The following is a 23,402-nucleotide window of genomic DNA, read 5'->3' on the forward strand; positions in this document are numbered from 1 at the left end:
TGGCCTGGTCGGCAGGTGGAAGCTGCTCGGAAGTAAGACCGTTCGCTACTTGGCGTGGTTAACAGTGGCACGCACAGTAAGTATGACATTTGGTCAAAGGAGTTGTTGCCGATGCACATCCCCCTCCAACTGCCGGCTCCGAACGAGCGGACATCCCAAACGATCCGCCGCTATCGCGACGAGATCGGCCCCGTCCTGCGGGTCGAACTGCCAGGCAAGGTGCCCGTCTGGTTGGTGACCTCATATGACATGATCAACGAGGTCCTCGCGAACGACGGCATCCTCTACAGCAAGGACCCCAGGAACTTCACGGCCTTGCACGATGGCAGCATCCCCCCCGACTGGCCGCTGCGCCAGATCATCGAAGGCAAACATCTCCTGACCAAGGACGGTGCGGACCACCATCGGCTGAGAGGTCTCATCAACCACGCCTTCACGCCCGGCCGCGTGCAGGGGCTGACCTCACGCATCCAGAAGATGACGGACGCGTTGCTCGACCGGATGGCCGCCGAAGGCGGCGTGGTCGACCTCGTGTCCTCCTTCAACGCGCCGCTGCCCCTCACAGTGATCTGCGAACTGTTCGGCGTTCCGGAGGACGAGCGACCCCAGATCCGCGAGTGGGGCAACGTGCTGGTGTCGCACACCGCCGCTCCGGAGGAGTCCCTCGCCGCGAACAACGGGGTGCTCGGCTACCTGGCCGCCTTCATCGAGCGCAAGCGCCACGAACCCGGCGACGACCTCACCACCGGGCTCATCCGCGCACAAGAGGACGACGGCGACCGCCTATCCGAGGACGAGATGCTGTGGATCATGTGGCATATGCTGATCGCCGGTCACGAGACCACCGTGCACCTGATCGGCAACGCCGTCATCGCCCTGTGCTCGGACCCGAAGCAGCTCGCGCTGGCGCGTACGGAGATCGCCTGGGAGCAGGTGGTCGAGGAGACGCTGCGCAGCCGCACCTCGGTGGTGGGCATCATGTTGCGCTACCCCCGGCATGACGTGCAGCTCGCCGGGGTGACGATCCCGGCCGGGGAGGCCATCATGGTCGGCCTCGCCGGAGCGGGCACGGATCCGGCCAGGTTCGGCCGGGAAGCCGAGCGGTTCGACGTCACACGGGAGCCGGAGATGCATCTGGCGCTCGGCCGCGGTCCGCACTTCTGCCTCGGTGCGCCGCTGGCCAGGCTGGAAACACGCATCGCGCTGGCCTCATTGTTCGGCAGGTTCCCCGAGTTGCGCCTAGCGGTCGGGACGGACGAGATCGTCTACAACTCGTCGATCATCACCGAGGGACCGGTCAGGCTGCCAGTGGTTCTCGGTCAGCCCTTCGCCGACCCTGCGGCGTCGAGGTAGACAGTCAGGGGCCGCCGCAGATGCTGCAACCATTCCTGTCGGCCCGGAACTCCTAAAGCTACGGCGAGCCGCAAAGTAGCGGTGAGCTATCTTTCGGGTTCGTCGCGTAGTGGTTGCAAGTAGGTCAATCCCGGTGAAATGGGCGACCTTTTCCTTGATCGTGAGCCATGTCCTGGTGGTGGTCTCGGTCTGGGAGTGGTGGGGATGCGCGCGGAGTGGGAACCGGATGAGCTGATCGGTTCGTGGACGCTGGTCGAGGGTGATTGGAAGCTGATCCGTAACAAGTCGGGCGCGACGCGGTTGGGGTTCGCGTTGTTGCTGAAGTTCTATGAGCTTGAGGGCCGGTTCCCGGACGGTCCGCAGGCGGTTCCGCTGGTCGCGGTCGACTATGTGGCGTCGCTGGTGAAGGTCGACGCCGGGGAGTTCGCGAAGTACCGGTGGACGGGGCGGACGATCGAGTATCACCGCAAGCAGATCAGGGAGGCGTTCGGGACGCGGCCGGCGACGGAGGAGGATGAGGACCGGTGGGCACGGTGGCTGGCGGAGGAGATGTGCCCGACGGAGACGAGTCGCCAGCGGCTTGCTGAGGCGCTGCGCCGCAGATGCCGGAGCGAGGATGTGGAGCCGCCGACGCCCGGCCAGGTGGAGCGGGTGGTGGGGTCGGGCCTTTCCAAGTTCGAGGTGGCGTTTTCGGAGGGCGTGGTGGGCACACTGGGGTCGGTGGTGTGCGGCAGGTTGCAGGATCTGCTGGACCGTCCGCATGTGCTGGCGGAGTTGAAGTCCGACCCGGGTCCGCTGGGGTTGGACACGTTGCTGGCGGAGATCGGGAAGCTGGCGACGGCTCGGTCGCTGGGGCTGCCGGACGGGGTCTTCTCCGGGGTGTCGGATCGGATCGTGGCGGCGTGGCGGACGCGGGCGATGCGGATGTACCCGTCGGACTTCGAGGACAGCTCCGAGCCGGTGCGGTACACGCTGCTGGCGGCATTGTGCTGGACGCGGCAGGCCGAGCTGGTCGACGGGCTGGTCGGGCTGCTGATCGACCTGATTCACCGGATCAACGCGCGGGCCGAGCGGCGGGTGGAGCGGGAGCTGGTCGGCGAGTTGACGAAGGTACGGGGCAAGCGCGGCATCTACGTCAACATGATCAAAGCCGCGATCGAGCGCCCCGACGACACGGTGCGGGAGGCGGTGTATCCGGCGGTGCCGGGTGGGGTGGGAACGCTGAAGTCGCTGGCGCGGGAGCTGATGGCCACCGAGCGGGCTGTCTCCGAGCGGATCCGCTACCAGCTGCGCGGCTCCTACTCCCACCACTACCGGCGGATGCTCGGGCCGATCCTGGCGGCGTTGGAGTTCAAGTGCAACAACACCGCCTACCGACCGGTGATGGACGCGATCGACTTGCTGTCTCGGTACGCGGGGGTCGCGACGACCGAGCGATACTACGCCGAGACCGAGCGGGTGCCGATCGAGGGCGTGGTGCAGTGGGCGTGGCGGGACGCGGTGGTGGACGCCGAGTCCGGGCGGGTCGAGCGAATCCCGTACGAGCTGTGCGTGCTGATCGCGTTGCGGGAGGCGCTGCGGCGCCGTGAGGTGTACGTGCAGGGCGCTGGCCGGTGGCGCGATCCGGACAAGGACCTGCCCGGCGACTTCGAGACCAACCGCGACGTCCACTACGCCGCCCTGTCCAAGCCCCTGGATGCCACCGAGTTCATAGCCGACCTCAAAAGCCGCCTGACCGCGGGCCTGGACCGGCTGAACACCGGCCTCGTCGAGGGCACCACAGGAGGCGTGAAGATCACCACCCGGAAGGGCAAGCCGTGGGTGTCGGTCCCGAAGCTCGACAAGCTGCCCGAGCCGAAGAACCTCACCGCTCTGAAGGCCGAGGTGCAGCGCCGCTGGGGCACCATCGACCTGCTGGACATCCTGAAGAACACCGCGTTCATCACCGACTTCCCCGACCTGTTCACCTCGGTCGCGACCCGCGAGGTCCTGTCCAAGGAGACCTTGAGCAAGCGGCTTCTGCTCGTGTTGTTCGCGCTCGGCACCAACATGGGGATCCGACAGATGTCAGCGACCGGTGAGCACGGCCACACCGAGGCCGAGCTACGGCACGTCCGCCAGACCTTCATCACTCGGGAGAACCTGCGTGCCGCGATCGTGTCCGTGGTGAATGCGACCCTGGAGGCCCGGGATCCGAAGTGGTGGGGGAAGGCGACGTCGACGGCATCGGACTCAAAGCGGTTCGCCTCCTGGGACTCCAACCTGATGACCGAGTTCCACGCCCGGTACGGCGGCTACGGCGTCATGATCTACTGGCATGTCGACAAGGGTCGGCTGTGCGTCTACTCACAGCTGAAGTCGTGTTCCTCCTCGGAGGTTGCGGCGATGATCGAGGGGCTGCTGCGGCACGGCACCGACGCCGACATAGAGGCGAACTACACCGACACCCATGGAGCTTCGCTGGTGGGTTTTGCCTTCACCGAGGTCCTGGGGTTCAAGCTGCTGCCCAGGCTGAAGAACATCGGCGCGATCCAGCTGTACGCGCCGACCGCGAACCAGGCCGCGTGGCCGAAGCTGGCGAAGGTCCTGAAGCAGCGGCCGATCGACTGGGATCTGATCGCCCGCAACTACGATCAGATCATCAAGTACGCGACCGCGCTGCGCCTTCGCACTAACGAGGCCGAGCAGGTGCTGCGCCGGTTTATGAAGTCCAAGAGTGGGGGCCCCAAGCAGCCGGTCTACCTCGCCCTGGAAGAACTCGGCCGGGTCGTGCGCACCATCTTCGCCTGCGACTACCTCGCCGACGAGGAACTCCGCCGTGAGATCAACAATGGGCTGCAGGTCGTGGAGAACTGGAACGGCGCCAACGACAAGATCTTCTACGGTCGCGAGGGCACCCTCACCGGCTCCGATCGCGAGCACGCCGAGGTGTCCATGCTCGCACTGCACCTACTCCAGTCCTCGCTGGTGTTCATCAACACCCAGCTCCTCCAGGCCGTGCTACGAGATCCGAAGTGGGCGCGGAAGCTCACCGACGAGGACCACCGGGCGCTCTCACCCCTATTCTGGGTCCACATCAACCCCTACGGCCGGTTCCGCCTCGACATGAACACCCGCCTCGATCTCAGTCTGGCCGCCTGAGGACGAGTTCATGTCGATCCCCGGTCGGTCCGGGGCGCGCGGATCGGATGTCCCAGGTCGGCTCGTGGAGCTGATCGTTGTACACGATGATGTCAGCGTGATCGGTCGGGCGGGCTGTCGCGAAGTTGAGCTGTTGGGATGGGATGTAGCGGTGGCGCCAGGATCGTTCGATCTCGGCGGCATCGGCGGATCCGGCCATCGCCATGCTGCGGGTCAGGGCGCGATCTATGGTCTGCTCGAAGTCGACGGACACGAAGATCCGCAGATCGATCGAGCTGGGCCCGATAGTCCTATGACGTCGGCGCGGCCCCGCCAACCCCGGAGACTCTGATGTGCTGATGTCCTACCCGGCGGGCAGGATGGGCGCGGGAGGTACAGATGAGCGACATCGCGGACGTTCCACCCGCCGTTGTGGGCCGGCTCCGGGTGATCTGCGGGGAGCTGCCCGAGGCGTACGAGGAGCCGGCGTGGATCGGCCTGCGGTGGCGGATTCGCCGGCGGACGTTCCTGCACGTCTACACCACCGACGGGAGGCGGTCGGCGTACATCGATATGGACGATCCGGCCATCCTGATGACCTTCCGGGCGCCGCCCGGGGAGTTGGCCGCGCTGGCGCATGCCGGCCCTCCGTTCTTCCGGGCCGACTGGGGTGTGAATGTCGTGGGAATGGTGCTGGACGACGAGACGGACTGGGTCGAGGTTGCCGAGCTGGTGACGGACAGCTATCGCGTGCAGGCGCCCCGCCGCCTCGCGTTCCGGCTGAAGGCAGGTGGATGAACCGCCGGCTACCTCCCCACGTTGCCGCTTATCCAGGTTCGGTGCTGAGAAACATTCCTATTCACGGTGGGATAGGTCGGGTTGCCGCACTGGCCAGAGATATTTCAGGAGACGATTCCGATGACGACATCACCCAGTGCCGCATGCTCCGGCCGTCTGGCCGGATTTGCGGGTGCAGTTCATTCCGGGCGTGATCGGCTTCACGAACTGGTAGATGCCTTCGCAGGTCCACCGCGGCGTGACATCGAGGAAGACCTCGCGTCGTTCGTTGGGGAAGCCCGCATTGCTGGTCTTTCCGTAGCCGGTCGTGACTACCTCGCCGGTCGGCACCGCGCCCTGGCTGGGCAGTGCGGGTGCGATGAGGGGCTCCGACAGCAAGATGGGCTGGTCAAGCGCAGGATCGCGAGATCGCCGTCCATTGCCGGGACGCGCCTTCACTCGGTTCGGGCACCGGCCTCGAGCACGGTGAGGTCGCGGACCGCATACCGGTGATGCTCGGCCTCTTCCTTGCACACCACCGTGAGGCAGCGGCGCACGACGTACTCCTTGTCCGGGTAGGGGTCGGCCGGCTTGCGACCACATACCCGGTCGAGCTCGGCCTCGGTGAGCTCGTCGACGACCCGGCGCATCGTGGCCATGCGGGCGAGCCGCGGCGCGAGTACCTCGTCGAGCGTCGGGGTGGCATCGAGGGTGAGCCCGAGCTTCGCCGATGCTTCGGCCGGCATCCCGCCGCCAGGAAGGCCCAACGGGTGGTACGGCGCGTCCTCCTCGAGCACGGCGTTGCCGATCCAGGCATCGCTGGCCATCAGCAGATGCCGCTGCGTCTCGACGAACGACCACTCGCCGTCGACCTGCTCGTGCAGCTTCGCCTCGGGTAGGCGCCTGGCGCGGTCGAGCGTCTCCTCCCATTGCTTCTCGATGGCATCCCAAGCGGCCCGGTATTCGGCGGCGGACGTGGCCTCACGGGCCAGCACCCGGTTGGGATGCAGCCGGTCGAGCTCGGCCTCGACGTAGGCGGTCACGTCGACGTCGTTGACAACGACACGCTCGAAGCCGCCACCGAGGGAGACGTTGCCCCCATAGCAGTCCACGATCTTCAGGCCGGTGACGTCGCAATCGCGAATCTCGAGGCCGGAGAGGTCGCACTGGTGGATGCGGGCACCACAGAACTGGTCACTTTGGGTGTACTCAGCAGGCATTGGGACAGTTTCCCGTATCCGTCCCGCCCGCGCCAGTGAATGGCGCAGCGTGAGGGTTGCGTGTTGCGTCCGGGTGGGGGAGTGCGGGATCGAGCATCTTGGCGAGCGCTCGACGATCGATCTTGCCCGCGCGGTTGAGAGGCATCTCGTCCAGCCAGACGTAGACGCGTGGAATCATCGGCGCGGGTAGCCAACTACCCAGTTGGCTCGTGAGCAGCTCGTCGGGTCGCCGTTCGCCGACCAGATAGGCGACGATGGCCGCGCCGCCCGGGGTGTCCTCGCGCAACAGTTGCCGCCGCGTCGGCCACGCCTCGGCATGCGCGCAGGTTGTGCTCCACCTCGCCGATCTCGACCCGGTACCCACTGATCTTGATCTGGTCGTCGATTCGGCCGACGTACACGTAGTTCCCGTCCGGCTGAAGCCGAACGTTGTCCCCGGTGGCGTACATGCGCTCGCCGGGCCTGTCGGCGAACGGGTCCGGGAGGAACGAGGCCGCCGTGCGGCCGGGATGGCCGAGATAGCCTCTGGCAAGACCGGCGCGCCCTGATCGAAGGGGCCGCGTCCGCATAAATTTTTCGGACGGAGTTTTCTGGACGGCATCGTGGCTGGTCGCTATCGTGTCCAGAAACGTATACGTTCTTGGACTCGCGAAGGGTGGCGGCGATGACCGTCTGGGCGTACGCGCGGGTCTCCACACGTGATCAGAACCCGCAGCTCCAACTCGATGCCCTGGCGGTCAGTGGCTACGACGAGCTGGTCATGGAAAAGGAGTCCGGCAAGCGCGGCGTGGCCCGACCGGCGTGGGAGGCACTGCTGGCACGGCCGCAGTCCGGCGACACGCTGAAGTTCTGGAAGTCCGACCGATGGGGCCGCTCGGCCGGGCACGTCCTGACCACGATCAACGAGCTCCGCGACCGCAGCATCATGGTGGTGTCCCTGACGGAGAACTTCGATTTGGATACCAAGGAAGGCCGCTTCATGTTCGCGGTCTTGGCCGCGGCCGCCGAGTACGAACTGGAGCTGCGCGCCGAACGCCAAGCCGAAGGCATCGCCTCGGCCCTGCGCCGCCAGGCCGAGGGCCGGATGCTGCCTGGCAAACAGCACATCGGCCGCCCACGCGTCGTCGGCCCGGCAGAACTGCAGACGTTGCGCCGGCTGGTAGATGACGGCACCTCGGTGACCGAGGCGGCCCGCACGCTGAAGATCTCACGGTCGACGGCATACGCCGCGCTCACCCAGCACGCCCCATAGCGCCGCAAGAATCACAAGCCAGACACCGAGCACGTCGCACCCGGCAGCGTCCGGCGAGCGAAGTTTCCAGGACCAAGGGGGCGATCGGCGTGGGGGCAGGACAGCGAGCGCTTTTACAGGTGGTTGCGGGCATCGCGACTGCGGTGGTGGCGGGCGTCGCGGTCAACCAGGTCCTGCAAGACGGTCAGTGGAACTGGCCAGCTCTCGGTATTGCGATCCTCGGCGTGACGATATCTGTGCTGCTCACGATATGGATTGGCCTCCCACCTCCTCAACCCCTAGAACCGCCCGCTCCTGAGGCGCCCTCCAAGCGCATCCCGTTGATCCTTCAGCCAGACCCTGTCCCGAAGAACCACTTCCCGATCTGTCCGGACCCGACAAAGGCGTGTCTCCAGGTCCAGAATCTGAGCCGTCAGACCGTCGAGGTCATCCTCGACGCAGAGTGGCCACGCCTCGGCGAGATCGGTCCAGGCGGCACCTGCACGTTCTACGTCGAGCCAGGTGCCCACAACGTGCACGTGGAGTCCGGCGAGTACCGCAGCTCCCCTCACCAGTTCAATGCCCGGCAAGGGTCCACCGAGGCGCTCACATTCCACATCTCCGCCCCTGGACACTTTCGGCGACGATGGCAGAGAGCTAAGCAACTCTGACCAGCGGCTATCTAGTACTGCGGCCCGTTTCTGCCGTATTCCGGAACCGCCAGTTTGGCACCCGTGTTACGGATCAGCTTCCAATCACCCTCGACCAGCGTCCACGAACCGATCAGCTCATCCGGTTCCCACTCCGCGCGCATCCCCACCACTCCCAGACCGAGACCACCACCAGGACATGGCTCACGATCAAGGAAAAGGTCGCCCATTTCACCGGGATTGACCTACTTGCAACCACTGCGCGACGAACCCGAAAGATAGCTCACCGCTACTTTGCGGCTCGCCGTAGCTTTAGGAGTTCCGGGCCCTGTCGGGGCGGCCCCATGAAGAGATCCAGCTCGGCCGGCATAGGTAGGCGCACTCGAAGCGTCTCGGGATGCGCGCCGACGTGCAGCGCCAGTTTCAGCAGCTGCGCCATCGAGTAGAAGGGACTGACCGCCAGGACCTCAGCGACAGCACGGTTGGCGACGTCGAGCTCGCCTTGGCACCAGGCGGCCAAGGCCCGAAGGGAGCCGACCGGGGCTAGGAATGCGGGCTGGGTGCGCCTGGCCACGTCGAGCAGCATCGTCGTCATGGCGGCCGGCTCGGCTTGCACGGCCAGCCAGGCTGCTGGGCAGCCTGCGCCCGATGATGACCTGGTCGGCCGGTGAACTCCGCATCCCAGGCCACCGTCAGCAGGAGTTGTACCTTCGCGGACGAGGCTTGCTGCTCATCCCGACGTACTTCTGCGTCGGCGGACCGCTGACCATGTTCGACCCTGACCTGCCACCTGTGCTGATCTACCCTGTCGAGCACGGCCCGGATGCCTTGCCAGTAAGCGCATCGAGGGCGCGCGCCGCCCTGGGAGCGCTGATCGGGCCGACCCGGGCCGCGGTACTGAACGCGATCGGCACACGAGACGCCACAAGCACCACCGAGCTGGCCCGCCATCTGGGCATCTCCGCGGCTTCGGCCAGCGAGCACACAACCGTCCTGCGGCAGGCAGGTCTGGTCGCGAGCCATCGGGACCGGAACCGAATGCTGCACCTATTGCCCGAACTCGGCCTAGCTATGCTGGACACCAGCGGGTAGCCGCCGTGGAATGTGGGCGCTCACGCAATTCCGTGAGCGCCGACAGGAGCTGCCCCAGCCCGCGCGGTGGATGCATCAGTCACTGTCGTAGTAAGAATCGGTGCACAGCGTCGACCAGTACCCGTAGACGGGGTACTGCAGGCAGGCCCGCATGTAGTAACCGACGTTGTTCGCCTCCGTGGTCCAAATCTCCTGTCCGCTGTAGGTGACGTCCTGTTTCGGGCACTGCGTCCAGGGACCGGACGAGCTGCTCGACCTCTCCACCCATGCCTTGTCGCCCGGCCGCGTCTGCCCACCCAGCCGCGCATGGCTCCAGTCCGACACCCGCTCGTTCATGAGCTTCAGCGTGACCTGCCGGCTTCCGCCCTCGTTGACCAGGGTTGGACTGATGGACCTGATGTTGTAGTACCAACCCACTTCAGCGCTATCGCACGTAATCGCATGTGCAGGATGCGTCGTCGCCGTAAGGCCAGTGGCCACTAAGGCAACCCCGATGCCCATCTGGAGGATCTGTCGAACCATCTCTGCTCCTTCACCGCTGATGTCGCCAAGAGCATGATTCAGGGATTGTGGGACGGTCCAGATCATTCGGCGACAGTCGAATATCCCAGCTCAGAGACTCCGCCGACCGACGCGACTCGTCCAACGCGGCCCGGCCACTGCGCCCGCTGTTCGTCCGACAACTCGGCCTCGCGTCAGGCAATCGCTGCTGCGGGCGCGGGGCGACTCGCGGCGAAGCCCCGCCCTTGAGCAGGCCGCGGCGCGACTTGGATGGTACGCACTCCGCGGCCGCCAGGCGCGGGAACAGCACCTCCTAGCGTTTGGTGTTGGGCCATTTCGTGGCCGGTCTGGGCCATCATCACCGTGCCTTGGCGCAGGTAGCGCAGGGCGATAGGGTCGCGCGGAAGCTCTAGTGTGGCCTCCACGAAGTCGGCCCCGCCGTCGAGGCCCGACGATCGGCAGCTGCACCATCGGCGTCCTCCTGTTCCGGAGAGCGGCCCTGCGTGAAGGGGCGGGTCAGCCGGCGTCCGGCACCGTGGTGTCAACCGGGACGTGTTCGCTGTCACGCAGCAGCTGCTGCATGCGGGCCACCCGCAGGCGTAGCTCGGCCAGGACGGCCTCGTGCTGGGTGATGGCCGTGTGCTGGCGGGCCAGCAAGCGATGACGGCGGCTGGCGCGGCAGGCGGCGGCGCGGCGAAGCTGGCCGAGGTCGGGGCGGTCCAGCCAGTACCGCGCCAGCGCGGCCACGATGGTGGCCATCTGGTGAGCGACGCGGCGGGGCACCGGGGCGTTGTGGTGCCGGCTGCAGGCGTCCCGCCGCCAGATGACGCCCAGCCCGAGTTCGCGCGGGGTGCGCGGGTCGCTGTAGCCGCAGCTCAGCGGGGTTCGGCGGTAGACGCGACATCCTCTGTGACAGTGGGTGGTCCAGCATCAGCGGGCGCGGCGGCGTTAGGCGGGTCTGCTTCGGCGGTGATGCGCGCGGAGGTCTCCTCGCCCAAGCGCACATAGCGGCCGAGGCTGGCCTGCTGGAGAAATGTGGCACGGCGACCGGACTGGGCTTCGTTCGGTCGCCGTATCCAGGTGGATGAAACCGCGGACGGTGGAGGTAGTGACGTCACGAGAACGGTGATTCCGTACGCCACGAATCCTCGGTGGCGTTTACCGCGCCCAGACCTTCATGATCGAGATCCCGTCGTTGTAGTAGTCGCCCACGTATTGAACGTCGCCGATGTGCCCGTAGCTCGTGTTGTTGCCCAGAAGGTTGGTGTAGTAGGACCAGTAGCATCCGCCATAGAGGCGGTAGGAGCTAATACGATAGGCCCAGGTCGACAGATTGTAGAGGTTGATTGTGTATCCCTCTCGGTCGCACGGGCCGTCGTCGCCGTAGATGTCCGCCCAGCTTCCCCCCCACGAGGCGTGCTCGTAGATCCTTGCCAGCCACGAACGTGCGGCGCTTGCCGCTTTCAGCGTCGCTTCGTCGCCGCACACTTTGCTCGTTGGCGGAGTGTCCTTGTCGGGCTCGGCGCGATGGACGAGGAAGACGCAGTTTTCGCCCGGGTCGTACGATGCCGCCGTAGCAGCCGTCGGAACCACCAGCGTAACCACGACGAGAAGCATGGTTGTGACGCTCGCATATAAAGCGTGTCGCCTGTTGTGCCGGATCATTGACGCTCTCTCTTTCTCTCCGAGTAGCTGTGCGAATGTGATACGAGTTCGCCTGATCGGGAGCGAGTGAACTCACTTGTTCTGCGCCACGAGACAAGTCATCGCAGGCAAGGGCAAGGTTTCCTTTACCGCGAGCAGCCCTGGCGCGGCGACTTCCCTGTCGAATTCCCCCTTACACGTGTCGACGGCCTTATCTGACATGACACGGCCGACGTTATAAGGCGCAAGGGCGGGATGATATCCAGTAAACGTTCGACGTCTTGCGTATCCAGGATACGAATACGTACAGGCGATACCGCGCTGGCGTCACCGGTCACCCCAGCGCAGGGCCGAAGCGTTCTCATGTTGTAAGACCGAGTAGTTGAAGGCCGTCGGCGGGGTAGCTGCGGTAATAGTCAGTCCACAGGCTGGATGACAAGAAAAGCAGGCCGCCAACAGTCCGCCGGCGGCCTGCAGCCGCGCAACGGGAGCTGTTCGCGAGGTCTTAGCCGAGCAGGATTTCGGTGATGATGGCGTAGAGCGCCCACACCGACAGCCCGGCCATGATGATGATCTCGCGCCAGCCGAGAGCGGGGTTGGCCTGGATGGCGTACGACAGGGTCATGTTCGGTGGCGACGGCGCAGGCGGTCGTTTGTCCTCTGGCAGCGGCTCGTTGAAGCGGTGGATGAAGATCTGGATGAGGTTCATGCCGGCGACCAGTCCGGCGGCGAAGCTCGGCGCGCTCATCCCGGAGGCGAACTGCAGGGCGATGATGGCTGCGACGCAGAGCAGCGTGAGGGTGTCGTAGAGGCCGATGAGGCGTTGCCCGCGCGCGTAGTAGGCGGCGATCCGCTGCCGGTGCTGTCGGTGATGCTGTCGTCGGTGGTGAACCAGGGCCGCAGCACGGCGGGCTCGACCAGCAGGATCGACTGCTCGGGCAGGCCGAGGATGCGTTCCAGGGCCCGCGTGTGGGCGGCGACCGTGTCCAGGGCGGCCGGCAGATCCGGTTGGCCGGTGGCGTCGAAGGACAGGATCATCTCGGCCAGCCGGTCGTTGAGGTCCTGCAGCAGCGCGATGAGCATGCGGCCGGTCGCTTGCGGATGCGTGACCGTCAGCACGGCCTCGCGTACGCCCTGCTCGAGGATGGCGGCCAGCAGTGGTGCGAGCCGGTCGGCGATGCCCGGGCGCAGCTTCTGCCGGACGACCGCGTTGTCGTCGGACTGCCAGACCTCCAGCAGCGCGACGAGCAGGTCGCGCCGCTGGTCCTTCCAGCGGCCCAGCCCGGTGAAGAAGGCCTGCAGCTTCTTCGGTGCGGGGGCGTGCGGATCGGCGGCCACCGGTGCCAGGGCGGCGGCGATCTGGTCGGCCATGCGCTCCATCACCGCTTCGACGAGGGCCTGCTTGGAGTCGAAGTAGTGATAGAAGGCGCCCTTGGAGGCGCCCACCGCCGACCAGACGTCGTGCACGCTCATCCGCTCGTATCCCTTGGTGCGCAGCAGGTACTGCGCCGCGTCCAGGAACTGCGCTCGCCGTCCGGCGTGCGCGGCCTGATCAACTGTCCGGGCCACCGCTTCTCCTCATGCCTTCCATTAGCAAACCGGATGCCGGTTTATTAATAGCACAGATGGCAGACGTTGTCCGGTTCGGCGTCGGCGAAGGCGCGGTATCCGCTGAGATCTCGGGCTGGGCGAGGACGTCGCCGCGGTGTACGACTCGGACCGGACCCGGGGCCATCATCGGATGCTGATCCGCCGGCGTAGCGAGGTCGTGTCGGACATTCAGCAAGACCGCCGTCGTCATCACCGCGAAGTCCGCCGGGCGCAAGGTCTTCGGCCTCGCCACCGCAGGCGTCCGTCTCGCTTGACCTCTTGCGCGTCAGTCCGGCAGCCAGTGCAGCTCGTGCGCCAGGGTTTTGGCGACGGCACGGATGCGGCGGTGTAGCGGCGACTGCTCGCGTGGGAGGACCAGGTGGATCGTCAGGCTGGGCGCGCCCCGCAGCGGTCGCCAGGTGAGACCGGCCGGTTGTGCCGTGACCGCGGCTTCTCCGGCCGGGGCGAGGGTGACCCCGTCGCGCAGGTCGCGCTGAGACATGTCGAAAGAGACTGCGGGCGTGTGGAATCGGGGGTGTGGTCGGGTGTCTCGGAACAGTGCGGACAGCTGATCGTGGATCACGGGGTTGGCCGCACGGTCCGGGAGTCGCAGCGGATACGCGGCCGCGTCGGCGATCTCGATCTCCGGGTATTCGGCCAGCGGATGGTGCTGCGCCAGCTGGACCCCGACGCGCATACGCCGCAGCAGGAACCGGCGCACGCCACGGCCCGGCTGTTCACCGCGGGTGATCCCGGCATCGATGCGGCCGTCGGCGACCGCGGGGGAGATCTCCGGTGTCGCCATCGGGACCGCGCTGACCTCGAGTCCGCTGTTGCCGCGAATCAGCCTGTCCACCAGGGCCGGTGCCGTCTCGGCCCCGGCGCTGAGGCTGTATCCGATGCGCAGCGTGCCCAGTTCACCGGCCGCCGCGCTCCGGGCGGTGTCCCATGCCCGGTCCAGCGCCGCCAGCGCGGGCGGCGCGGACTCCGCCAAAGCCGCACCGGCCGTGGTCAATACGACGCTACGCGTGTTGCGGACCAGCAGGGCCGTACCGAGTTCCGCCTCCAATCGGCGCATCCGGGCGCTGAGTGCGGGCTGTGCGATACCGATCCGTGCGGCCGCGCGAGTGAAGTTCAACTCCTGCGCCAGCACCAGGAAGTACCGCAGGCTCACCGTATCCGGCGCCACGTGCCCTCCCTGCCGATTGATAACGATCCGTTCTGAGTCTATCCCGCACCGGTCTTTCCCTCGACCGCACATCAAGCCCTAACCTGCGCATATGACGATTCAACTGACCGCAGTACCCGTCGCCGGGATCGATCGATCTGAGTGTCAATTCGCAGTCGGACGTGTCCGGCCCAACACAGGAGGTTTCCATGGCTAAGGGCTACTGGGTCAGTGTCTACCCCGCCATTTCCGACCTTGAGAGGCTGACTGCCTACGACAAGCTGGCCGGTCCGGCTGTCCAGGCTGGGGGCGGGCGCGTCCTGTCCCGGATCCCGTCCCGTGGCGGTCGAGTCGTCGCCCACGAGGCCGGAATCACGCAACGCGTCGTTCTGATCGAGTTCGACAGCTTTGAACAGGCCGTCGCGGCATACGAGAGCGAGGCATACCAGAAGGCGCTGGTGGCCCTCCCCGACGGCTTCGAGCGCGACTTCCGCATCATCGAAGGCATCGACTGACCGGCGGGCCCAGCCATCGCTGAGCATCCGTCACCTGATACGTACACGGTGCTGAACGACGACTCACGAGACGAGTTCGAAGCCATGCCCCGCGTCCCAGTTCGTCGCCGACGTCCTCGACGACCTGATCCCTGTCGGGCGGATCGAAGAAGCGACGCCACGTCCGGGGCAGCTGGACTGTCTCGCTAACCTCGTCGACGAAACTCACCCTCACCCGAAGCGAACCGCGAACCGCTTCTCACACGACAGATCGGTCCAGCGAACACAAGGCTTCGATGACCAGGGGCGCATCCCGCATCCATCTGCCGTGTGCCCCGTCGGGGCTACTCAGAGTTTGAAGAACCGCAGGTCAAGACCTCTTTCGAGGGGTTTCGATCTGCGGTTCTTCTGTTGTTGAAGTAGCCCAGGGGCGCGCCTGGCTGCGCCAGGATGGCGCACTGGAGCCGGCGACGGCGTGGTGCGGTGGGCCAGCACCCGCGCCGACCTGCCCAGGGTGCGGGTGTGGATCGGCCCCTACAAGAATCTGCATGGGTGGTAGAGCCCACCATCCAGTTCAACGACTCCTTCGAGAACGACGGCTAGTGCTGTGACCAGAAAGGTTCACCGGCCTGACCGTCCCCGCTTTCCACCTGGTGTCCTGCTTCCTCCAGAGCGATGACGGCCTGCTGCTCTCTCTGCTGGGGAACCAGAACCAGGTCGGCGTCGGAGGTCGAGGCGACGAACACCGGTATCGCCGCCTCTGCCAGCGGCTTGACGATCGCCGCCAGCATTCCGGGAATGTCCAGGCCGTGGGCTGTGGCCCCACTGTAGAAACCGATCCACCGTTCCCCTGACTCCAGAGGCCGGGCCGCACGGACAACGGTCAGCCCTTCTGGCCCGCGGACAAGCACGACCCAGTCGTCCCCGGGCGACGCCGGATGCGGCAGTTGTTCGATGGCGAACACTGGGGAAACGATGCGCAGGTGTTGAGCCGTGGGCGAGTTCATGGACGCATGCTTACCAGAGATCCTGCGACCCACGCTTGCTCGGCCAGTGGCACCCGGCGAACGTTTCTGGTCACGGCACTAGTGTCATGCGCCTGAAATTCGTCGGCAATATTTAGCGAGGGATTCGAGGATCTCTTCGGCGGTCTTGGTCCAGACGAACGGCTTGGGGTCGTCGTTCCACTGATCCATCCAGCCGCGGATGTCCTTCTCCAATGCTTGGACGCTCTTGTGGACTCCGCGGCGGATCAGCTGGTCGGTCAGGTAGCCGAACCAGCGCTCGACCTGGTTGATCCAGGAAGAGCCGGTCGGGGTGAAGTGCATATGGAAGCGAGGGTGGCGGGCCAGCCACGCCTTGATTGCCGGGGTCTTGTGGGTGCCGTTGTCGCAGATCAGGTGGACGTCGAGTTCGGCCGGCACCGTCTGGTCGATCGTGGTCAGGAACTTCTTGAACTCGGCGGCGCGGTGCTGACGGTGCAACTCGCCGATGACGCTGCCGTCGGCGATGTTGAAGGCGGCGAACAGGCTGGTGATCCCGTTGCGGACGTAGTCGTGGGTGCGCCGCTCGGGCATGCCCGGCATCATGGGCAGCACCGGCTGAGACCGGTCCAGGGCCTGGATCTGCGATTTCTCATCCACGCACAACACCACTGCACGTTCGGGCGGGTCGTGATACAGCCCGACCACATCGACGACCTTCTCCACAAACAGCGGATCCGTCGACAGCTTGAAGGTGTCGGCCTGGTGCGGCTTGAGCCCGAAGTCCCGCCAGATCCGCCCGATCGTCGACTTGCTCAGCCCGCTGCGCTTGGCCATCGAGGCCCGCGACCAGTGCGTGGCGTTCTTCGGCGTCTCTTCCAGGGTCGCCACCACCACCTCTTCGACCTGGTCCAAGGTGATCGAGGGCGGCCGGCCTGGACGCTGCTCGTCGATCAGCCCGTCCAGCCGTAACCGCAGGAACCGATGACGCCATTTGGACACCGTGTCCGGGTGCACCCGCAGCTCAGCGGCGATCTGCTGGTTGTCCTTGCCGTCCGCACAGCCCAGCACGATCTTCGAGCGCATCGCCAGGACCTGCGCGGACTTGCTCCTTCGCGCCCACCGCTGCAACACCGCCCGCTCGGTGTCGGTGACCGTCAACTCCGCCTTGGGCCGCCCGGTGCGGACCTCATCCATCAAGGCATCCAACCCGCCCCGGGCAAAGGCCGCACGCCATTTGCGCACCGTGCCCACGGCGATGCCCAACTCCCGCGACACCTGCGCGTTACTGGATCCCGGCTCCGCGCAGGCCAGCACGATCTTCGCCCGGATCGCCAACCGTGACGGCTCCGCGGACATGCCGATCAACCGAGCCCGCTCAGCTTCGGTCAGATGAATCTCCACCGCGGCCGGTCCTCGATGCGCCATAAGCAGCAGCATATGAACTTATCCGAGGAATTTCAGGCGCATGACACTAGGGCAAGGACGCCCTGATCGGCGAACTGGCCTCGAAGGGCTCCCGCGACATCCTCGCCGAATGCCTGGCCAACCGTGAGGAGGAGGGCTTCTATGACGCCGGCTTCTTTGACGACGAGGAAGACATCGGCGTGCTGCGGACGTGCGGAGAGCCCCATCCGACCATCCCCTCGGGGACTACGGGTACTGCACGCTGCCCCTCCACCACGCCCACCACGTCCATCAGACCGTCAGGGGCGCCCAATGGACCCGCAGCCGGTCCTGACTCCGGGTCCGGCCCGCTACGCGGTCGGCAGGTCGGTGAGGTCGAGGCGCCGGTCCGTGCGCAGCTGGATCTCGCCGTAGGACGCCTTATCTGGACACTTTGCTGAACCGTTATGGCTCTGCCCTGGGCGTCTGGTCACGCATTGACACCGTCGAAGGGTTCGTCGCTCCATCGGAACCACGCGTCGCCGTCCTTGATGTGAAGCAGGAACTCGGCAACCGGGGTGCCGTCAGCTTTGACGAGGGCGAGCGTGTCGGTGATCTGCTGGTAGATCGATTCCCACGTCTCGATGTCGAGCTCGCCCTCGCGGTCCATGAGGGTGAGCTCTTCCTCGAAGAGGTGCCGGACGTGTTGGAACCCGTCTCGGGCGACGAAGCGCCCAGTGAGCCAGGGGAAGTCAGCATCGGTGACATGGATCTCCCCGATGGGGATCTCGCCGCGAACCAGTTGCCACACTTGTCCAGGCCACATGCCCGTCTCAGTCATGACCAGGGTTCTACTCCTGGTCACCGACAGTCGCTGGGGTCGGGGCTGTCTTCGGCTGGCTCGCCGAGCTCGTTGAGGAGGTCCCAGATGCGACGGGAGATCGCGGTGTGTCGCTCGATCTCGCGAGGCCGGCCACGTTCGACGGCGTCCTCGATCAGCTCCTGCTCGCGGACCAACCGTGCCCGCAGCCGCGGCGCGTACTCACTGGTGGTGAAGAACTTCGAGCAGCGCAGGTAGAGGTCGCATTCGCAGGGGCCTTCTGCGGGTGTGCGCAGGCAGTGGCCGAGTTCAAGCTCGGTCTTGAAGAAGTTGGTCTTCAGCCAGTCGAGAGTGTCCTGGTCGAGTTGATTGGCCAGCATCGCCTCGGCGGCGGGTCCGCCGAGCTGACCGCCGGCGGCGATGACCTTCTCGTACTGCTCTTTGAGGACCGGGTCGCTGATGTGGGAGTACGTTGCCGACATCTGGGCGCTGCGACGTCCAAGGATCGCCATTGATGTCCGCTTCTCGGATGTCAGTGAACACCCTGTCGGGAAACCATCTAATCCCGACAGGCCGGACCCCGCGGGGGCGAGGCGGGCGATGACGCTGCAGGCGATGTTGTGGTCGGAATCGGCGGCCACCTCATATCCGGCGGCGGTGAGGACCTGGGTGAGGGCGTGCAGTTCGGCATCCAGGTCGACGCCGAGCATGTGGCGACCAGCGAGACGTAGAAGTCGCCGTCCGCGCAGCCGCCCACCGACCCCTCCGTCCGTAGTTGTCAACCCTCACGCGATTTGGTCCAGATCAAACGGGCTTAACTTAAGAAAATTAAGATCAAACTTGAAATAATTAAGGTTCGTCGGGTATATCTTCTGGTATGGATTGGCAGGAACTTACAAACCTGACCCAGGGCCAGCCCTTCGTCGTCGAGCGGGTGCGCCTGGCAGGCAGCAGCGTCGCGATCGAGGGCGACTTCGAGCTACCGCAACTGGCTCAGCTCAACGTTGAGGATCAGGTCTTCATTACGGCGTTCGTACGGTGCCACGGCTCCATCAAGGAGATGGAACGCATCTTCGGGGTGAGCTATCCGACGATCAAGGCGCGGCTGAACCGGATCACACAGATGCTTGACTTCGTCGAGACCGATCCGGCGCCGTCGCGGGCCGACATCATCGAGCGGTTGCGCCGCGGCGAGATCACCGCACAGCAGGCACTGTCCGAGTTGGAAGGGCCCGCGTGATGCCGCAGTTGGTGACCGTACGGGTCAAACGCCCAGACCATCGTGCCATCCGGATCTGGGTGCCGGTCCTGCCCGTGGTGCTCGTCCTTTCACCGGTCATGGTCCTAGCCGTTCTGGGTGCGGCCGTGGCCTGCCTCGTGTTCAGCATCAGCTTGGTGCGCGCGCTCGGCACCGGCTGGCGCATCGTCTCGGCGTTGCCCGGCACCCGGGTCGACGTCGAATACAGCCGTACGACGGTGCTCGTATCCATCCAGTAGGAGAGGTTTCGATGAACGAACAGCGCAAGGACGTCCTCGACATGCTGGCCGAGGGCAAGATCACTGCAGAGGAGGCGGAGCGGCTCCTCGTCGCGCTCGAACGAGACCAGTCGCCGGCGGCTTCGCGCCTCGAGCCCCGGCCGAAAGGCAGGGCGAAGTACCTGCGGCTGGTGATGGAGTTCCTCGAGGACGGTGAGTCAGGGCGGCTCAACGTGCGGGTGCCGCTGCAACTGCTGCGAGCCGGTGTACAGCTCGCCGCCCTGATCCCGCCGCGGGCGCTGGATCGGGCCAACGCCGAGCTGGTCAAGGCGGGCGTTCCGATCGACCTGACCCAGCTCAAGCCCGCACAGCTCGAGGCGCTCGTGGAGCACCTCGACGAGACGATCGTGGAAATGGAGGCGCCCGATGGCCACCTGCGTGTCTTCTGCGAGTAAGGGGAAACCATGACCAGCCAGCAATCCATCTGGACCGGCATGGTGCCGGTCGATGACACCGCGCTGTACGTGCGCGACACCGACGGGGCCCGGCCATCCGGTGGTCTACCTCAACGGCGCCTATGCCGACCAGTCGCACTGGCGGCGCGTCATCGCTGACCTCGGCAGCGACTACCGGCACATCACCTACCACGAGCGCGCCCGCGGCAAGTCGAAGCGCTCGGCGGACTATTCATTCGAGGGCGCCGTCCGGGACCTGGCCACCGGCACCAGCCACCGTTCCCGATTCACTTCTGAGAAAGGGAGACCATGACCATCAAGCGATCCCCCTGGACCGGCATGGTCCCAATAGACGATACGGCCTTAGCCGTCACCGACACCGACGGCGACGGTGTCCCCGTGATCTACCTCAACGGCCACGCCGCCGTTCAGCGGCAATGGCGGCGGGTCCTCGCCGAGTTGGGGACGGAGTGGCGGCATATCACCTACGACATGCGGGGGCGTGGCAAGTCGAAGCGTTCGGCGGATTATTCGTTCGAGACGAACATCCGAGATGTCGATGCTGTCCTCGCAGCCCGGGGTGTGGCCCGGGCGGTGGTGGTGGGCTGGTCCTATGGAGCGTTTGTCGCGGCGCACTGGGCCAGCCGGAATCCAGCTCGTACCGTGGGCGCGGTCTTGGTTGAGGGCGCGCAGCCCTACGACTGGTTCGACGAGTCCATGGAACCGGGGATGCGCAAGATATGGAAGCGGATCTGGTGGCCCATGCAGCTGCTGCGCCCGTTCGGTATGGCTCCACGGATGACCGGCGACCAGCTGGCCGACAGCAACATCGAGGTCGGCAAGATCGCCCGCGAGCGTGACCTGGGCCCCGTGTTGGACAACATCACCGTCCCGGCGCGCTACGTGGTCGCTTCTGGGGAGTCCTTCGGAAGCCAGGGCGGGCACGAACGGATACGCGCCAGCCTCCCTGCGGTGACTGCCCGCAATCCGAATATCCAAATCAGCGCGAAAGTCGCTAGCAACCACGGTTCGATCCTGCGTAAGGACTATCGCGCCATCGCCGAGGCCGTACGCGAGGTCGCCGCCCTCGACCACGAGGGGAACTGAAGACGCCGCCGTCACGGTGAATCCCGCACGGGAGCCAGGGGTCTACACGCCCTCTCCCTCCACCGTCTCCCCGCCGTCGGGCAGGTCGGGGATCTCGCCGAGCTGGCGCAGGCCTTCGGCCGGTGCGGAGGAGGAGATGGCTTAGCGGCCCAGGACGTTGAGGTGGGCGTGGCCGAGTGGGCTGAGCCGGGCGGCATCCTCATCCTTGACCGGCACGCCCTGCGCCCGCAACTGGTCGACGGCGGCCGACAGATACTTCGAATTCCACAGCGCGACCGCATTGACGACCAGCCCCAACGCGGCTGGCTGATCCTCCTGGCCCTCCCGATAAGCCTTCCGGATCTGCCCGCTTGCGCCGTGGCAGATCTTGCGGGCGAGTCGATGCCGGGACTCCGGACGGTGAGCTGCTTGTTGAGCCTGCGGCGGTAGGTGTCGTCGATCGGGTCCAGGATGGACAGCAGGTGCAGGGTCTTGTCGATGCGGCCGTACTCGGCGAACGCCTGCCCCAGCGGGGTTGGGCGCCCGCCTCGGGCGAACATGCGCAGCAGGTCGTAGGCGCGGACCTGGTTGGTCACCAGCGATCCGGCGACCCGGGTCATGCTCGACCACTGCGTGGTGATCTTCTGCCGGTTGATCTTGTTGCGGGCGATCGCCTCCAGCGGCCCGTATACCGGCGTCGTGCCGTCGGGCAGGTCGGCGCGCCAGAAGCGCTCGTAGCCCAGGTCGGCGAAGCGGGGCGCGAACCGGTAGCCGCGCATGGAGAAGATCCCGAACACCATGTCGCTATCGCTGGCCAGTCCGGCGTTGAATCCGTCCGGTCCGCCGCTCGCCTCCAGCAGGGCCGGGGCCAGGTGCTGACGGATCTCGCCGTCCGGCAGCGGACCCCGTAGTGACGCGTCCAGCAGCCAGTCCAGCTGATGTTCTGCGGGGTGGAGGAAGGGTTCGCGGCGGATTCGTCGATCGCTGCTGTGCCTTTCCTGCAAAACGGGTGTCGAGTCGGGGTGGTCAGCGTTTGAAGCTGGCGACGATCCGGGCGATCGCCGATTGGCGCGGTGCCAGCCAGTCGGCGATGTCGGTGACCACGGTCGCGTCCACGTGCTGGGGCTTGTCGTAGTCGGCGGGCGTGGACGGGCCTGAACCGGGGAAGAACAGGTGGTCGTCGGCGTCGTAGACGCGGATGGTGACGTCCGGACGGTGGGCGAGGCCTGCTTGCCAGCCCGCGAGGTCGTCGGCGACGGTCACCTGGTAGTCGCGGCCGCCCTGCAGGATGAGCATCGGCTTGTCCAGCGCGGCCGCGGTCGCGACCGGGTCGTAGCCGCGCAGGTCGAGCCAGTACGCCCCGGAGTAGCCGAACGGCAGCTCCGCGGCGGGTGTCTCGGCCGACAGTTGAGGGCTGTCGACGAGTGCGGCCTGCCGCGTGATCGTCTCGACTGCGGCCTGCGCACCGGGATCGAGCGAGGCGAGATGGCGGACGACGCGGACGGCGGCCTGGTGCATGGGTTGGGTGTCACCGGCCAAGATCACCAGCCCGGCCACCGACGGCTCGGCGGCGGCGACCCGCGGGGCCACCTTGCCGCCCATGCTGTGGCCTGCGACATACACACGCGCGGCGTCGACGGCAGGGTGGCGCTGGAGCAGGTGGATGGCCGCGACGGCGTGCGGGACGTACTCGTCGCTCATGGTGAAGTCCGGGATTGACGCCACCTGGCCGGCGTGGGCGTGAGTCACCTTGTCGAAGCGCAGCACTGCCACGCCGCGGCTGGCCAGCCCCCAGGCCAGATCTTTGAGGGGCTTGTTGGGGCCACTGGTGGCGTCCCGGTCGAACGGTCCGCCGCCGCTGAGCAGCACCGCTGCGGGACACGGGCCGTGCCCGCGCGGCAGGCTCAACGTGCCGGGTACGGCCAGCGCGCCGGAGCCCACGGTGACCTCGTGCTCGTCGAACCTCTTGCGGCGGGCGTACGACGGCGGCGTCCACGGCTCGGTGAGCGGGGGTGCTAGCTGCAGGTCCTGCAGCAGGCCGGTCTCGTCGACCGCCATCACCACCGTCAGTCCGCCGCGTTCGTGCGTCACGGGGATGCTCACCTTGACCAGCTCGGCCTTCCCCGTTGCGGTCACCCAGCTCTCGGGGGCCGGCTCGCTGATCGGTGCCCCAACCGCGGAGATCGCCCCGATCCTGGAGAGCTGACTCTCCCAGCCAACTTGCAGCGTCTCAGCGGAGGCCACCGCTCGCAGCGGCGGGGCGAACAATGTCTCAATGTCCGCAAAGCGTCCACTCCGTGCCATCTCGACGACCGCCGTGGCGATCGCCGCCGGATCCGTTCCCATGGCCATCCCG

Annotated in this window: 29 protein-coding genes and 1 pseudogene; 12 read left to right on the plus strand and 18 right to left on the minus strand. The window is 66.2% G+C overall.

Going from position 1 to position 23,402, the window contains the following annotated elements:
• Positions 1–111 precede the first annotated feature (111 nt).
• Together OHA25_RS37435 and OHA25_RS37440 are read left to right on the plus strand one after the other, a co-directional pair.
• Positions 112–1,353, plus strand: a complete 1,242-nt coding sequence (locus OHA25_RS37435; RefSeq protein WP_327581642.1) for a cytochrome P450 family protein — start codon at positions 112–114, stop codon at positions 1,351–1,353.
• A gap of 204 nt (positions 1,354–1,557) precedes the next feature.
• Positions 1,558–4,494 (plus strand): Tn3 family transposase, encoded by a 2,937-nt coding sequence (locus OHA25_RS37440; protein ID WP_327581643.1) that lies wholly within the window; start codon positions 1,558–1,560, stop codon positions 4,492–4,494.
• Here OHA25_RS37440 and OHA25_RS37445 read toward each other — a convergent pair.
• Positions 4,478–4,747 carry a hypothetical protein gene (locus OHA25_RS37445; protein WP_327581644.1) on the minus strand — a complete coding sequence of 90 codons (270 nt, stop codon included), beginning with the start codon at positions 4,745–4,747 and terminating at the stop codon, positions 4,478–4,480. The two genes, OHA25_RS37440 and OHA25_RS37445, sit on opposite strands and share 17 nt — an antisense overlap.
• Positions 4,748–4,872: 125 nt before the next feature.
• Between OHA25_RS37445 and OHA25_RS37450 the strand changes: the two genes are divergently transcribed.
• Complete coding sequence (locus OHA25_RS37450) at positions 4,873–5,271, plus strand: MmcQ/YjbR family DNA-binding protein (RefSeq protein WP_327581645.1); 399 nt, start codon at positions 4,873–4,875, stop codon at positions 5,269–5,271.
• Positions 5,272–5,400: 129 nt separating this feature from the next.
• Here the strand turns inward: OHA25_RS37450 and OHA25_RS37455 are convergent, their stop codons facing one another.
• From OHA25_RS37455 to OHA25_RS37465, 3 genes are read right to left on the minus strand one after another with little or no spacing between them, the layout of a single operon-like run.
• Positions 5,401–5,649, minus strand: coding sequence for a trypsin-like serine protease (locus OHA25_RS37455; RefSeq protein WP_214324877.1), 249 nt, complete (start codon positions 5,647–5,649; stop codon positions 5,401–5,403).
• Between the two features lie 56 nt (positions 5,650–5,705).
• Entirely contained in the window at positions 5,706–6,470 is a 765-nt protein-coding gene (locus OHA25_RS37460; protein ID WP_327581646.1) for a DinB family protein, read from the minus strand.
• A complete protein-coding gene (locus tag OHA25_RS37465) occupies positions 6,460–6,756 on the minus strand; it encodes a hypothetical protein (RefSeq protein ID WP_327581647.1) in 297 nt (98 codons plus the stop codon). Before OHA25_RS37465 ends, OHA25_RS37460 begins: the two co-directional genes overlap by 11 nt.
• Before the next feature lie 378 nt (positions 6,757–7,134).
• On the opposite strand from OHA25_RS37465, the gene OHA25_RS37470 reads away from it, so the two are divergent.
• Together OHA25_RS37470 and OHA25_RS37475 are read left to right on the plus strand one after the other, a co-directional pair.
• Positions 7,135–7,722: a recombinase family protein gene (locus tag OHA25_RS37470; protein WP_219537618.1), complete on the plus strand. Its 588-nt coding sequence runs from the start codon at positions 7,135–7,137 to the stop codon at positions 7,720–7,722.
• Positions 7,723–7,811: 89 nt separating this feature from the next.
• The gene (locus OHA25_RS37475; RefSeq protein ID WP_327581648.1) at positions 7,812–8,372 is read left to right on the plus strand and encodes a hypothetical protein; all 561 of its coding nucleotides are present in this window, start codon (positions 7,812–7,814) and stop codon (positions 8,370–8,372) included.
• Between the two features lie 11 nt (positions 8,373–8,383).
• Here the strand turns inward: OHA25_RS37475 and OHA25_RS37480 are convergent, their stop codons facing one another.
• Together OHA25_RS37480 and OHA25_RS37485 are read right to left on the minus strand one after the other, a co-directional pair.
• Positions 8,384–8,581, minus strand: a complete 198-nt coding sequence (locus OHA25_RS37480) for a hypothetical protein (RefSeq protein ID WP_327581649.1) — start codon at positions 8,579–8,581, stop codon at positions 8,384–8,386.
• A gap of 59 nt (positions 8,582–8,640) precedes the next feature.
• On the minus strand, positions 8,641–8,967 hold the full coding sequence (locus tag OHA25_RS37485) for a DUF4192 family protein (RefSeq protein ID WP_327581650.1): 327 nt from the start codon (positions 8,965–8,967) through the stop codon (positions 8,641–8,643).
• A gap of 32 nt (positions 8,968–8,999) precedes the next feature.
• Between OHA25_RS37485 and OHA25_RS37490 the strand changes: the two genes are divergently transcribed.
• On the plus strand, positions 9,000–9,443 hold the full coding sequence (locus OHA25_RS37490) for an ArsR/SmtB family transcription factor (RefSeq protein WP_327581651.1): 444 nt from the start codon (positions 9,000–9,002) through the stop codon (positions 9,441–9,443).
• A 75-nt stretch (positions 9,444–9,518) separates the two neighbouring features.
• Here OHA25_RS37490 and OHA25_RS37495 read toward each other — a convergent pair whose 3' ends face one another.
• The 6 genes from OHA25_RS37495 to OHA25_RS37520 form a co-directional block, all read right to left on the minus strand.
• Entirely contained in the window at positions 9,519–10,031 is a 513-nt protein-coding gene (locus OHA25_RS37495; protein ID WP_327581652.1) for a hypothetical protein, read from the minus strand.
• A 429-nt stretch (positions 10,032–10,460) separates the two neighbouring features.
• Complete coding sequence (locus OHA25_RS37500) at positions 10,461–10,727, minus strand: hypothetical protein (protein WP_327581653.1); 267 nt, start codon at positions 10,725–10,727, stop codon at positions 10,461–10,463.
• A gap of 375 nt (positions 10,728–11,102) precedes the next feature.
• Positions 11,103–11,561: a hypothetical protein gene (locus tag OHA25_RS37505; RefSeq protein ID WP_327581654.1), complete on the minus strand. Its 459-nt coding sequence runs from the start codon at positions 11,559–11,561 to the stop codon at positions 11,103–11,105.
• 532 nt (positions 11,562–12,093) lie between these two features.
• Positions 12,094–12,336: a hypothetical protein gene (locus OHA25_RS37510; RefSeq protein WP_327581655.1), complete on the minus strand. Its 243-nt coding sequence runs from the start codon at positions 12,334–12,336 to the stop codon at positions 12,094–12,096.
• A complete protein-coding gene (locus OHA25_RS37515; RefSeq protein WP_327581656.1) occupies positions 12,333–13,157 on the minus strand; it encodes a TetR/AcrR family transcriptional regulator in 825 nt (274 codons plus the stop codon). The genes OHA25_RS37510 and OHA25_RS37515 overlap by 4 nt, the downstream gene beginning before the upstream one ends.
• 307 nt (positions 13,158–13,464) lie before the next feature.
• Complete coding sequence (locus OHA25_RS37520; RefSeq protein WP_327581657.1) at positions 13,465–14,367, minus strand: LysR family transcriptional regulator; 903 nt, start codon at positions 14,365–14,367, stop codon at positions 13,465–13,467.
• A 188-nt stretch (positions 14,368–14,555) separates the two neighbouring features.
• Between OHA25_RS37520 and OHA25_RS37525 the strand changes: the two genes are divergently transcribed.
• Positions 14,556–14,861, plus strand: a complete 306-nt coding sequence (locus tag OHA25_RS37525; RefSeq protein ID WP_327581658.1) for a DUF1330 domain-containing protein — start codon at positions 14,556–14,558, stop codon at positions 14,859–14,861.
• A gap of 578 nt (positions 14,862–15,439) precedes the next feature.
• Here the strand turns inward: OHA25_RS37525 and OHA25_RS37530 are convergent.
• The 4 genes from OHA25_RS37530 to OHA25_RS37545 form a co-directional block, all read right to left on the minus strand.
• Positions 15,440–15,847 carry an ACT domain-containing protein gene (locus tag OHA25_RS37530; RefSeq protein WP_327581659.1) on the minus strand — a complete coding sequence of 136 codons (408 nt, stop codon included), beginning with the start codon at positions 15,845–15,847 and terminating at the stop codon, positions 15,440–15,442.
• Positions 15,848–15,931: 84 nt separating this feature from the next.
• Positions 15,932–17,251, minus strand: coding sequence for an IS630 family transposase (locus OHA25_RS37535; protein WP_327581660.1), 1,320 nt, complete (start codon positions 17,249–17,251; stop codon positions 15,932–15,934).
• A 448-nt stretch (positions 17,252–17,699) separates the two neighbouring features.
• On the minus strand, positions 17,700–18,050 hold the full coding sequence (locus OHA25_RS37540) for a hypothetical protein (RefSeq protein WP_327581661.1): 351 nt from the start codon (positions 18,048–18,050) through the stop codon (positions 17,700–17,702).
• Positions 18,051–18,070: 20 nt separating this feature from the next.
• A complete protein-coding gene (locus OHA25_RS37545; protein WP_327581662.1) occupies positions 18,071–18,739 on the minus strand; it encodes a hypothetical protein in 669 nt (222 codons plus the stop codon).
• A gap of 167 nt (positions 18,740–18,906) precedes the next feature.
• On the opposite strand from OHA25_RS37545, the gene OHA25_RS37550 reads away from it, so the two are divergent.
• Genes OHA25_RS37550 through OHA25_RS37570 form a run of 5 tightly spaced genes read left to right on the plus strand, consistent with a single transcriptional unit; the run spans position 18,907 to position 21,067 of the window.
• Positions 18,907–19,269, plus strand: coding sequence for a DUF2089 domain-containing protein (locus OHA25_RS37550; RefSeq protein WP_138720157.1), 363 nt, complete (start codon positions 18,907–18,909; stop codon positions 19,267–19,269).
• Positions 19,269–19,526, plus strand: coding sequence for a hypothetical protein (locus tag OHA25_RS37555; RefSeq protein WP_327581663.1), 258 nt, complete (start codon positions 19,269–19,271; stop codon positions 19,524–19,526). The genes OHA25_RS37550 and OHA25_RS37555 overlap by 1 nt, the downstream gene beginning before the upstream one ends.
• Before the next feature lie 11 nt (positions 19,527–19,537).
• Positions 19,538–19,960 (plus strand): SHOCT-like domain-containing protein, encoded by a 423-nt coding sequence (locus tag OHA25_RS37560; protein WP_327581664.1) that lies wholly within the window; start codon positions 19,538–19,540, stop codon positions 19,958–19,960.
• Between the two features lie 52 nt (positions 19,961–20,012).
• Positions 20,013–20,273: an alpha/beta fold hydrolase gene (locus OHA25_RS37565; protein ID WP_327581665.1), complete on the plus strand. Its 261-nt coding sequence runs from the start codon at positions 20,013–20,015 to the stop codon at positions 20,271–20,273.
• Complete coding sequence (locus OHA25_RS37570) at positions 20,270–21,067, plus strand: alpha/beta fold hydrolase (protein ID WP_327581666.1); 798 nt, start codon at positions 20,270–20,272, stop codon at positions 21,065–21,067. Before OHA25_RS37565 ends, OHA25_RS37570 begins: the two co-directional genes overlap by 4 nt.
• Positions 21,068–21,208: 141 nt before the next feature.
• Here OHA25_RS37570 and OHA25_RS37575 read toward each other — a convergent pair.
• Together OHA25_RS37575 and OHA25_RS37580 are read right to left on the minus strand one after the other, a co-directional pair.
• Positions 21,209–21,846, minus strand: a pseudogene (locus OHA25_RS37575) (Tn3 family transposase).
• Between the two features lie 226 nt (positions 21,847–22,072).
• Complete coding sequence (locus OHA25_RS37580; RefSeq protein WP_327581667.1) at positions 22,073–23,398, minus strand: alpha/beta hydrolase; 1,326 nt, start codon at positions 23,396–23,398, stop codon at positions 22,073–22,075.
• Positions 23,399–23,402: the final 4 nt, after the last annotated feature.

The organism is Nonomuraea sp. NBC_00507 (genome assembly GCF_036013525.1).
Lineage (GTDB): Bacteria > Actinomycetota > Actinomycetes > Streptosporangiales > Streptosporangiaceae > Nonomuraea.

Excerpts from the sequence above, each read along its gene's own strand:
- OHA25_RS37435 (WP_327581642.1), top strand. The coding sequence starts at position 112 with ATGCACATCCCCCTCCAACTGCCGGCTCCGAACGAGCGGACATCCCAA.
- OHA25_RS37440 (WP_327581643.1), top strand. The coding sequence starts at position 1,558 with ATGCGCGCGGAGTGGGAACCGGATGAGCTGATCGGTTCGTGGACGCTG.
- OHA25_RS37450 (WP_327581645.1), top strand. The coding sequence starts at position 4,873 with ATGAGCGACATCGCGGACGTTCCACCCGCCGTTGTGGGCCGGCTCCGG.
- OHA25_RS37460 (WP_327581646.1), bottom strand. The coding sequence starts at position 6,470 with ATGCCTGCTGAGTACACCCAAAGTGACCAGTTCTGTGGTGCCCGCATC.
- OHA25_RS37470 (WP_219537618.1), top strand. The coding sequence starts at position 7,135 with ATGACCGTCTGGGCGTACGCGCGGGTCTCCACACGTGATCAGAACCCG.
- OHA25_RS37480 (WP_327581649.1), bottom strand. The coding sequence starts at position 8,581 with ATGGGCGACCTTTTCCTTGATCGTGAGCCATGTCCTGGTGGTGGTCTC.
- OHA25_RS37490 (WP_327581651.1), top strand. The coding sequence starts at position 9,000 with ATGATGACCTGGTCGGCCGGTGAACTCCGCATCCCAGGCCACCGTCAG.
- OHA25_RS37495 (WP_327581652.1), bottom strand. The coding sequence starts at position 10,031 with ATGATCTGGACCGTCCCACAATCCCTGAATCATGCTCTTGGCGACATC.
- OHA25_RS37505 (WP_327581654.1), bottom strand. The coding sequence starts at position 11,561 with ATGCTTCTCGTCGTGGTTACGCTGGTGGTTCCGACGGCTGCTACGGCG.
- OHA25_RS37510 (WP_327581655.1), bottom strand. The coding sequence starts at position 12,336 with ATGAGCGCGCCGAGCTTCGCCGCCGGACTGGTCGCCGGCATGAACCTC.
- OHA25_RS37525 (WP_327581658.1), top strand. The coding sequence starts at position 14,556 with ATGGCTAAGGGCTACTGGGTCAGTGTCTACCCCGCCATTTCCGACCTT.
- OHA25_RS37530 (WP_327581659.1), bottom strand. The coding sequence starts at position 15,847 with ATGAACTCGCCCACGGCTCAACACCTGCGCATCGTTTCCCCAGTGTTC.
- OHA25_RS37535 (WP_327581660.1), bottom strand. The coding sequence starts at position 17,251 with ATGGCGCATCGAGGACCGGCCGCGGTGGAGATTCATCTGACCGAAGCT.
- OHA25_RS37540 (WP_327581661.1), bottom strand. The coding sequence starts at position 18,050 with ATGACTGAGACGGGCATGTGGCCTGGACAAGTGTGGCAACTGGTTCGC.
- OHA25_RS37545 (WP_327581662.1), bottom strand. The coding sequence starts at position 18,739 with ATGCTCGGCGTCGACCTGGATGCCGAACTGCACGCCCTCACCCAGGTC.
- OHA25_RS37550 (WP_138720157.1), top strand. The coding sequence starts at position 18,907 with ATGGATTGGCAGGAACTTACAAACCTGACCCAGGGCCAGCCCTTCGTC.
- OHA25_RS37555 (WP_327581663.1), top strand. The coding sequence starts at position 19,269 with ATGCCGCAGTTGGTGACCGTACGGGTCAAACGCCCAGACCATCGTGCC.
- OHA25_RS37560 (WP_327581664.1), top strand. The coding sequence starts at position 19,538 with ATGAACGAACAGCGCAAGGACGTCCTCGACATGCTGGCCGAGGGCAAG.
- OHA25_RS37565 (WP_327581665.1), top strand. The coding sequence starts at position 20,013 with ATGACACCGCGCTGTACGTGCGCGACACCGACGGGGCCCGGCCATCCG.
- OHA25_RS37570 (WP_327581666.1), top strand. The coding sequence starts at position 20,270 with ATGACCATCAAGCGATCCCCCTGGACCGGCATGGTCCCAATAGACGAT.
- OHA25_RS37580 (WP_327581667.1), bottom strand. The coding sequence starts at position 23,398 with ATGGCCATGGGAACGGATCCGGCGGCGATCGCCACGGCGGTCGTCGAG.